The sequence below is a fragment of the Terriglobia bacterium genome, assembly GCA_020073205.1.
In the GTDB taxonomy this organism is placed as follows: domain Bacteria; phylum Acidobacteriota; class Polarisedimenticolia; order Polarisedimenticolales; family JAIQFR01; genus JAIQFR01.
The window spans coordinates 1-9,114 of sequence record JAIQFR010000138.1 but is presented as its reverse complement, the minus strand read 5'-3'; the positions used below and the strand labels follow the sequence as shown (position 1 = coordinate 9,114).

The following is a 9,114-nucleotide window of genomic DNA, read 5'->3' as shown; positions in this document are numbered from 1 at the left end:
GGGCGTCGCCGACCGTCACGCTCCCGCCCGAGACCGAAAGCACCACGGCGCCGCCGACGCCCTTCACCGTGGTGGCGAGGTCGTGGCCGCGCACGGCGACGTCGGAGGTCGCCTGCGAGACGTTGACGCTCCCTCCTTCGAGCTGCACGGCGAGAGATCCGCCGATCCCCGTCGCGTCGAGACGGTCCTTCTGGCCCTGGACTTCCACCGCCCCGTCGATCCCGGAGACGCCGATCACGGCCCCGTCGAGCTTCAGCACGACCCTCATCCCCGGCGGAACCCAGACTTGCAGCACGCCGGGCACCACGCGGGCGCCTTCGGGCGGGACGATGCGGAACCCTCCGGTCTCGAGCCAGACGGCGACCGGAAGGGGCGACTTCGTCTCGCCCCCGTACTCGCTCTTGTACCAGATCTTCCCCTGGACGCCGGCGACGATGTCGATCTCCCCCTGCACCTTCTCGATGGTGAGCCTGGACTCGTCGGTCACCTCGTACGCCCCGGATGCGTCCTCGTCCAGGAGCGCGGGCTCCTTCGCCGCCCGGACCGCCGAAACCGCGAGCAGCGCCGGGAGCGCCGCGACGATCCACCGCGGCACCTTTCCCATCGTCGACATCAGGCCTCCTCCCCGCCGCCCGCGGGCCCCCCGAGCGCCACGCGCGCCGCCTCCTGCTCCGCCTGCTTCCGGCTCGCGCCGCGGCCCGCGCCCAGCACCTCGCCGTCGAGCAGCACCTCCGCCTCGAACTCGCGGGAATGCGCCGGCCCGTGGGCCGCGACCACCCGGTAACTTGGCGTCTGGCGCGTCCGGGCCTGCACCCTCTCCTGGAGCCGGGTCTTGTAGTCCTCCGCGGCCCGGTCGCTCTTCCTCGCGGACTCGAGCTCCCGGGCCAGGTGCCGCGCGACGAACGATCGCGCGGCGCGGATCCCGCCGTCCACGTAGACCGCGCCCAGCACCCCTTCGAACGCGTCGGCCAGGAGGGAGGGCTTCTCGCGCCCTCCGGTGCTCTCCTCGCCGCGCCCGAGCCTGAGCGCCTCGCCCAGGCCGATGCGACGCGCCGCCAGCGCCAGTGCCTCGCTGCGCACCACCGACTGCTTCCGCCGTGTGAGCACCCCCTCGTCGGCGAGGGGATCGTGCCTCAAGAGCCAGTCGGCCACGAAGAAGCCGAGCAAGGCGTCCCCGAGGAACTCGAGCCGCTCCCAGTCCTCGCCGGGCAGGGACTTCCCCTCGTGCGCCCCGGAGCGATGGGTCAGCGCGCGGAGCAGGAGCGCTCCGTCCTTGAACCGGTAGCCGAGCCGGGCCTCGAGGTCGCCCCGTTCCCCCAGCGCATCGCCGCGGCCGCTCAACGGCCGCCTCCCTCAGGGGGCGGTTCGGCCACCGCGTCCGACACCTTCTCGTACTCTCGCCTCGGCCTCGCGTCGGGCTCGAACCGCTGCCCGTCGCGCTCGACCGTGAACGCGGAGAGCTTGATTCCCCCCGGCTCGACCCGAAGCTCGTCGACGTAGTGGAACGGCTTCCTCGCCGGGTCGGCCGGGGATCCCTCGCACGTGACCCTGAGGTGGCCCGTCGCCTCATCCGTGTCGGTCCGGAAGACGAGGTCGTAGGTCTTCGCGCCGTCCTGGTCCTCCTCGCCGCGCCCGTCCCACCCGGACAGGATCGCGAACGACCGGTCGGCGGAGCGGACGCCGACCCGCGTCCGCCACGAGGTGCCGTCGCGGACGATCGCGAGAGTCGAGCGAATCCTCTCGTTCCCCTGGGTCCACGTGCCGGCGTACCCCGTGTCGGTCACCTTCGCCTTCCCGCCGCAGCCGGCGACGAGCGCCGCGCTCAACACCATCCCCGCGATTCCGGCGACGGTGACGGCGTGGTGCGGCGCTTCTCGCATGGCGCTCCCCGAGATTCTAGGACGAAACCACCCGGCGGCGCCGGTGGGGGCGGTACACTACCACCCCGATGGCGCCCCGCGGTCCCGGTCCGACGCTCTCCCTGGCGATCGTCGTCGCGGTGGCGGTTTCCGTCTACGCCACCTCGCTCCCCAACGGGTTCGTCCTCGACGATTCGACCGTCGTCGAGCAGAACCCTCTGGTGACGTCGCACGCCTTCGGCCGCATCCTCGCCGCGCCCTATCACTACGGCCCTAGGGAGACGGTCCCGACCGGGCTCTATCGCCCCCTCACGACGCTGAGCTTCGCCATGGAGCACGCCGCGGCGGGGCTCAGGCCGCTCCTCTACCACGCCGACAACGTGGCGCTCAACGCGGCGGTGTCGGTCCTGGTCCTCCTCACCGGCCTGGCCCTTGCGCTGCCGCCGGGCGCGGCGCTGGCCGGCGCGCTGCTCTTCGCCGTCCACCCGGCGCACTCCGAGGCGGTCGCGAACGTGTCGGGGCGCGCGGAGCTGCTCGCGGCCGCGTTCTTCCTCCTCGCGCTCCTCGCGTTCGCGCGGGGCCGGGAGCCGGACGGCCGCGTGCGCCTCCTCGCCCTCGTCGCCGCGGCCGCGCTCTCGCTCCTCGCGATGCTCTCGAAGGAGCATGCGGTGACGTTCGTCGGAGTGGCCGCGGCGTGGGAGATCCTGGTGCGCCGCGGGCCGTCGGAATCGCTCCCGGTCTTCCTCCGCGCCCGGCGGGCCGAGCTGTCGAGGACGCTCCTCGTGCTGCTCCTCCCGGTCGCCGCCTATCTCGTCCTCAGGCGAGCGGTGCTCGGCGGACTCCTCCTCCCCCCGGCATCGGTCACCGCGATCGAGAATCCCGCCGCAGGGCTCCCGCCGATCGCGCGCTCCTTGGCCGCGCTCGCGGCCGCCGGCCGCTACGCTCTCGTCCTCGTCTTCCCCCGGGTGCTGTCGCCGGACTACGGCTTCGCGGAGACCGCGGAGGTTCGCTCGCCGCTCGATCCCTGGCTCCTCCTCGGCCTCCTCGCCGCGGCCGCGCTCGCGGTCGGTCTTCTCGTCGCCTGGCGCCGGTCGCGTGCCGCGGCGTTCCTCCTCCTCCTCGCGGCGCTCCCGTTCGCGCCGGTCTCCAACTTCCCGTTCGCCATCGGCACGATCATGGCGGAGCGTCTCCTCTACCTGCCGTCGGTGGGGCTGTGCCTGCTCGCGGGAGCGGCGTGGCCCGCGCTCGTGCGACAGCTCGGCCGCGCGTCCGCGCTCGCGCTCGCCGCGGTCCTCCTGGTCGGAGGATCGATTCGCACGGTGGGGGCGAACCTCGCGTGGCACGACGAGTTCTCGCTCTGGTCCCGCGCCTACGATGCCGCGCCGCGGAGCGTGAAGGTCCTCGGGAACCTCGCGGTCGAGCTGGCCATGAGGGGCCGCCTCGACGAAGCCCGGCAGCTCCTCGAGCGCGCGGTCCTGCTGGCCCCCGACTTCGCGCCGAATCGGATCAACCTGGCGGGAGTGCTGCTCAAGTTGGGGAATCTCGACGCGGCCGAGGCCGAGGTCCGGCACGTCCTCGACCGAGAGCCGGGCGAGCCGGCCGCCCTGCTCCAGCTCGGGGCGATCCGGTCGAAGCGCGCCGGGGTCAGGCGTGCTACGTCCCCGGGGACTCCCGGGAATCCTCCCGCGCCGCCTTGACGAAGCGGACGTCGCCGTTCGCGGCGAGCCCGGAGGATCTCACCGCCCCGCGACCGGAGGCACGCCGCCCACTCCGTCGGCGACCTTGTCGAGCGATCGCATGGGCCGCGCCGATCCGGTGAACTTCTGCCCGTCCCGCTCGACCGTGTACGACCAGAGGACCTTCCCGCCCGGCTCGACCACCAGCTCGTCGAGGTAGTGGGTGTCGACCTTCTCCGGCAGGAGGCGCCTCTCGGTGCTCTCGATCATCAGATGGCCGGTTGCCGGATCGAGCCGTGGCGAGAACTCGTAGGTGGCCATCTTCTCGCCGTTGAGCCGCTCCTCGCACCGCCCGTACCAGTCGCAATCGACCTTGAACTTCCCGTCGTACGAGGTCTTCCTCCACCGGAAGAAGTACCGGTCACCGGATTTCGCGATGGAGACGATCGACACGTTGCGGTCGTTCCCCCTCGACCAGGTCCCCAGGTAACCCGTGTCGCTGGCTTTCGGGCGCACGGTGCAGGCGAGGGAGGCCAGGATGCAGAAGGCGGTCAGAAGCACCGGGGCTCGTCTCACGATGTCCACCTCGGCGCTCGGGAGCCGTGTCCCGATGGCGTCCAGGAGCGTCCGGACGGCCGCCACGAGCGCGATCGGGAACTGGGCGAGCCCCCCCCCCGGGGGGCGTGGGGGACCCGAGCGCGATCTCTCCTGAAGGAACTATGAGAATTCCGCTTCACGACCCGACTCATCGGTTCAGCCCGTCCTCGACGGCTCATCGCGCTCTCGGCTTGATCTTCCCGACCTCGTCCCGGAAGCCGGGGATCGCCCTGAGCGGCGCCAGCATCGGCTCGCTTTCCAGCAGGTCGCGATCGTCGTACCCCGCAGCGATCGCCTTGGCCAGGGCGTCCCGAGCGCCGGCCGCGTCGCCTGAGCCCGCCAACGAGACGGCGCGAACGACCTGGAACGAGGGGGTCTCGGCCGCCTTCGTGTCGCGGAGCGCGATCTCTACGGCCTTGAGCGCGTCCGCGTACTTGCGCGACGCAACGAGGGCGACCGCCAGACGGTAGCTGAGAGCGGTCTCCCCCGGATGCTCCCCGAGGGCGGAGCGGAACACATCGACCGCTCTCCGAAGATCGCCCTTGAGCACCTCGATCTCTCCGTCGAGGATCCGGCCCGGGACGTATTCGGGGTAACGGGCCACGAGATCCGCGGCGAGCCGTGTGGCGGTCGTTAACTCCTCGAGGCGGGCCGCCGCCAGCACCGCCTGCTCGAGGGCGTAGCGATTCGCCGGATCGGCCTTCAGGATCCCCTGACACAATTCCAGCGCCCCGCGATACTCCTTCGCGGTCATCGCGTCCCTGATCGACAGGAGCGCCCCCTCGAGGTGGACGAGGGTGCGAGGGTCGGGTCCCCCTCTTGTCGCGGTCGTGACGGTGCCCCCGACGTACCCGAGGCTAGCGAGCCGCTCCAGAGCGTCGCGGTCGAGCGGCGCCGCGGTGGTCTCGGGCCGTGCGCTGGTCTTGGCCCACTCGGCGACATCCGCCGCGAGCACGGCGCCGAGATCGTCCGCGACCTGTCGATCGAGGAGGAAACGGTTGTTGGCCTCGCCCGGATCTTCCGCGATGTCGAACAGCTCCGGGGACGTCGCGCGCGTGTATTTCCACCGGCCGCGAAGCAGTCCCTCGAGCGGGCTCCAGCCGTAGAGAAGCGACCCCACGACGCTCTCGAAGTAGATGCTGCGGGCGGGCAGGCTGCCGCCCCGGAGCGCTGGCCGCAGGCTGATACCGTTGACCCCCTGAGGCACGCTCGCTGCCGCGAAGTCGAGGATCGTCGGCGCGACGTCCACCAGCGAGATGGGCTCGCGCACGACGCGCACGGTCCCCTGCCCCGGTGCCTTCACGATCAAGGGAACATGAAGGGTACTCTGATACACGAGATCGGCATGCTGCTTCTCCCCGTGCTCGTAGAGGCCCTCGCCATGGTCGCCGGCGACCACGATCAGCGTCGCGTCCCAGAGCCCCATCTCCCGGAGCGCGGAGAAGACCTTCCCGATCTCCCGGTCGGCGTAAGCGATCTCGCCGTCGTACGGACGGTCCCTGAACTGCGACGAGAACGGGAACGGAGGCTCGTACGGGAAGTGGGGGCTGTAGTAGTGGAGCCAGAGGAAGAAACGTCCTTTGCCGCGCGCGTGAAGCCACTCGATTCCCAGCCGTGTCACGTCCTCGGCGCTTCGCTCCGTGCTCGGCGGGAGGTCTTTCGCGCCCGGCTCGCTGAAGAGGTCCTGGTAGGACGCGAATCCCCTCTCGAGCCCGCTCCCGGCGTGGACCGGATACGCCGCGGGGACCGCGCCGGTCGCCCAACCGGCGTCGCGGAGGATCTCGGCCACCGTGCGGCTCGAAGGCCCGAGGCGGAACATCCCGTTGTACCGGACGCCGTGGACCGGGGGATAGCTCCCGGTGAACATCGAGGCGTGGGACGGCAGCGTCACCGGTGCCGGCGCGATCGCAAGATCGAACCGCGTGCCGACTCCGGCGAGCGCGTCGAGGCTCGGCGTCGAGGCGGGCCGGTACCCGTAACAGCCGATTCGGTCGGCCCGCGTCGTGTCGAGCGTGACGAGGAGGATCCCCCTCGTGTCCGGCGCCCGGCCGCATCCACCGAGCAGGACCGGCACGGCCATCGCGATCGCGGCGGCCGCTACGACGATCCCTCGTGGGATCATCGCCCGTGGGCCTTGAGGAACTCGGCCCACTTCGGATCCGGCCGAACCGACGAGAGATCGGGGTCGCGCTCGATCCAGGACCAGTTCCTGTAACCCGCGTCCACCGCCTCGCGAAGGTGCTCCATCGCCCCGTTGGGGTCCTTCTGCAGCGCACGAACGCACGCCAGGTCGTAGTAGACCTCGGGCTCGACCCTGCCCAGCGAGACCGTGGCGTCGAGGAGGGCTTGCACCTTCGCGTAGTCCTTCGCGAGCCACCAAGCGTGTGCGGCCCAGTGCAGCGACTCCGGCCGCTCGGGATAGGACGCGAGGAGTCGCGAGGCGACTGTCGCGGCGGTGTCCTTCTGCTCGAACGAGACGGCGACCTGGATCCGGTGCGTGAGGGCGGCGAAGTTGTCGGGCAGGCTCTTCTCGATCTCCTCGAACTCCGCTGCCGCCTTCCGAGGCCCTGGGCCCGCCGCGAGCTGGCGGAGCGCCAGGATCTTCTCGATGATCCCATTCCGTCGCTCTGGCGCGGGCGCCGTCATGGGCGCCTCGCGACCCAGGACGACGCCGGCGTCGAGCACCTCCTGGCGCATCTCGGGCGACAGCCGGAGATTCCGTGGCATGGCCGGACGTGCCGCCGCCGCCGCCTTCGCGCCGTCCTGCGACGGGGACGGATCGGACAACGCCGTCGAGTCGAAGGCCCTCCAACCCGCCGCTCGCTCTTCGACCGCCGTGAGCGGCGGCCAGGCAAGCTGGTCGTCGGGTGCCCAGGTCCAGGCGAACCGCGTCCTGGCGGGCGCGGCCCGCGCCTCCCCGCGAAGGTCAATTCCCTCGGCCCGGCCGCCCAGCCGGCCGTTCGCCAGTGCCCCCAGGGTCGCCGCCACGTCCGGGAGCCACACCTTCCGCTCGTCCCTCTGACCCTTCGAGCGGAGCGACTCGGCTCCGGGACCGGCCCACACGAGGGGCACGCGGAGCGTCGCGGCGTCGAGCCAGAACGAGCCGCCCAGCGCCCCGTCCTCGCCGAGGTGCGTTCCGTGCGTCCCGACCACCAGGATCTCGGTCCCCCCCGAGCGCCCGGCCTTCTCGATCGCGTCCTCGATCTGGCCGATCGCCTTGTCCGTCGCCGGGAGCCAGGCCCGGTAGACCTTGTCGGGCCCCTCGGCGCCTCTACGACCTGTCGCCCACTGCATGTCGGCAAGGTGCACCCAGGCGAACAGCGTCTTTTCCTTGCCAAGGCCGGAGATCCACTTCGCGAAGTTCCCCGCGGCGCTCTCGCCCCGGGAGGCCCGCGGAAGGTAGCGCGCCGGCCCGACCGCGTCGTCGTCCGGCCCGTCGAACAGGCCGAAGCCGCGGTCGAAGCCGGCGGAATACGAGGCGAACGGGGTCGTGACGAACGCAGCCGTCTCGTGCCCCGTCGCCTTGAACAGGCTCGCGACCGTGGTCGCGTCCGCGGGAAGGCGGTCGGTCACGTCGTCCCTGACGCCGCTCCGGTCGGGCGCCAGGCCCGTCATGATCGTGGCGAGCGAGGGGCGGGCCATCGGGCAAACCGTGGCGGCGTCCTCGAACACGACGCCGCGCGCGGCGAGACGGTCGAGGCCGGGCATCGGGACGTCGCCGCCGTAGGTCGAGAGGAGATCGGGCCGGATCGCCTCGACCGTGACCAGGACGACGCTCCGCGGAGGCCCGGACGCGGCGCCGCCGGCGCCGGTCCCGTTCGGTGAAGGCCCGCACCCGGGCGCGATCGCGAGCAGAAAAGAGATGGCCGCGAGCACGATTCTTCGCATGATGAGATCTTAGACGAGCGGAGCGCGAAGGACAACGCGCGGCTCATACGAAAGGGCCGCGGGGTTGCCCCCGCGGCCCTTTCTCGTCTTGCTCTCTGAGATCAGCCGAGATCAGTGATTCTTCGGCTTCTTTTCCTTGACCGGCGGGATCGCCAGGCCCGAGTTGCACCGCACCTGGGTCGGCTCGCCTACGTAGTCGCTCAGCACGGCCGCGCCATCGAGCTCGAGCTGGACGGCCAGGTAGAGGTCCTGGCTCCCTGAGGCCGGGCAGGTGAACTGGAAGCCCGTGAGCGGACCACCGGCGGCGCCGGTCGTCCTCAGGGTGGTGTTGGTCCACCCGCTCGCGAGCGGCGACGGCGGCGCACCGTTGTTTCCAAGCGCGCTCAGCAGCCGCATGCCGGTGATCGTGGTGGAAGCCAGCACCCCGTTATTCCCCCAGAACGTCCGGCTGGGAGAGTCGGTCAGCGTGCTAATGTCCGGCATGGTCACGTTCATGGTCAGGACCGAGCCTGCCTTGCCGGTCACGGCGACGCCCGGATGGGGCAGCCGATTCATGTGGAAGCCGTTGGTCGACGTCTCGGTGTAATCGAAGCTCATCGAGCTGACGAGCCCCTCGGTCACGCGGGCTACGGCAAAGTACGCGCCACGCCCATCGGTCGCCGGGCTCTGGATCAGGGTGATCAGGTCGCCGGCCGGGCAGCCGGTCACGGTCTCATCGCCCAGGAAAAAGTACATTATGTGGTCCGGGCCGAACGGAAGGAGCCACAACGCGGCGGTGGCGGTCCCCTCGTTGGCCGAGGTGCGGGCGCCGGCCTGCCAGAACCGGCCGATCACGTCGGGCGTATCCACGACGGCGCCGGACATGAACGTGTACTGGTAGGGGCGCTGATCCGAGAGCTGGCCCATGGTCTTGCCCGGGTTGCAATTTGCCGAAACCGGGCTCGTAGCGGCAAGGAGCAGCACCGCCACGCCAAGCACCGCAAAGAGTCTCATCGCTTTCGTCATGATTACTTATCCTCCCCCTGGCTCAATAGTGGGACGGTACGTAGTTGACCGTCGTCTTCATCCGGATGTAGTAGGCCTCGCCCGGGGTC

The 9,114-nt window shown here is 71.0% G+C and carries 8 protein-coding genes; 1 reads left to right on the top strand and 7 read right to left on the bottom strand.

Translation table 11 applies throughout. From position 1 onward, the window contains the following. From LAO51_18675 to LAO51_18665, 3 genes are all read right to left on the bottom strand, one after another. Nucleotides 1–613, bottom strand: a 613-nt coding sequence (locus tag LAO51_18675) for a hypothetical protein (protein MBZ5640767.1), incomplete at its 3' end; no start/stop codon positions are given. Then, entirely contained in the window at nucleotides 613–1,320 is a 708-nt protein-coding gene (rnc, locus tag LAO51_18670; GenBank protein ID MBZ5640766.1) for a ribonuclease III, read from the bottom strand. The genes LAO51_18675 and rnc, both read right to left, overlap by 1 nt. 17 nt (nucleotides 1,321–1,337) lie before the next feature. Continuing rightward, nucleotides 1,338–1,880, bottom strand: a complete 543-nt coding sequence (locus LAO51_18665; protein MBZ5640765.1) for a hypothetical protein — start codon at nucleotides 1,878–1,880, stop codon at nucleotides 1,338–1,340. Nucleotides 1,881–1,948: 68 nt separating this feature from the next. Between LAO51_18665 and LAO51_18660 the strand changes: the two genes are divergently transcribed. After that, complete coding sequence (locus tag LAO51_18660; protein ID MBZ5640764.1) at nucleotides 1,949–3,556, top strand: tetratricopeptide repeat protein; 1,608 nt, start codon at nucleotides 1,949–1,951, stop codon at nucleotides 3,554–3,556. Nucleotides 3,557–3,595: 39 nt separating this feature from the next. Here the strand turns inward: LAO51_18660 and LAO51_18655 are convergent, their stop codons facing one another. The 4 genes from LAO51_18655 to LAO51_18640 all read right to left on the bottom strand — a co-directional run bounded on the left by LAO51_18655 (nucleotide 3,596) and on the right by LAO51_18640 (nucleotide 9,025). Beyond that, nucleotides 3,596–4,177: a hypothetical protein gene (locus LAO51_18655; protein ID MBZ5640763.1), complete on the bottom strand. Its 582-nt coding sequence runs from the start codon at nucleotides 4,175–4,177 to the stop codon at nucleotides 3,596–3,598. A gap of 130 nt (nucleotides 4,178–4,307) precedes the next feature. Then, nucleotides 4,308–6,254: a sulfatase-like hydrolase/transferase gene (locus LAO51_18650; protein ID MBZ5640762.1), complete on the bottom strand. Its 1,947-nt coding sequence runs from the start codon at nucleotides 6,252–6,254 to the stop codon at nucleotides 4,308–4,310. Then, the gene (locus tag LAO51_18645; GenBank protein MBZ5640761.1) at nucleotides 6,251–8,020 is read right to left on the bottom strand and encodes a sulfatase-like hydrolase/transferase; all 1,770 of its coding nucleotides are present in this window, start codon (nucleotides 8,018–8,020) and stop codon (nucleotides 6,251–6,253) included. The genes LAO51_18650 and LAO51_18645 overlap by 4 nt, the downstream gene beginning before the upstream one ends. 111 nt (nucleotides 8,021–8,131) lie before the next feature. Beyond that, on the bottom strand, nucleotides 8,132–9,025 hold the full coding sequence (locus LAO51_18640; protein MBZ5640760.1) for a hypothetical protein: 894 nt from the start codon (nucleotides 9,023–9,025) through the stop codon (nucleotides 8,132–8,134). Between the last annotated feature and the right edge of the window lie 89 nt (nucleotides 9,026–9,114).

Coding starts and splice junctions, on each gene's coding strand:
- LAO51_18665 (MBZ5640765.1), bottom strand. CDS start 1,880: ATGCGAGAAGCGCCGCACCACGCCGTCACCGTCGCCGGAATCGCGGGG.
- LAO51_18660 (MBZ5640764.1), top strand. CDS start 1,949: ATGGCGCCCCGCGGTCCCGGTCCGACGCTCTCCCTGGCGATCGTCGTC.
- LAO51_18650 (MBZ5640762.1), bottom strand. CDS start 6,254: ATGATCCCACGAGGGATCGTCGTAGCGGCCGCCGCGATCGCGATGGCC.
- LAO51_18645 (MBZ5640761.1), bottom strand. CDS start 8,020: ATGCGAAGAATCGTGCTCGCGGCCATCTCTTTTCTGCTCGCGATCGCG.
- LAO51_18640 (MBZ5640760.1), bottom strand. CDS start 9,025: ATGACGAAAGCGATGAGACTCTTTGCGGTGCTTGGCGTGGCGGTGCTG.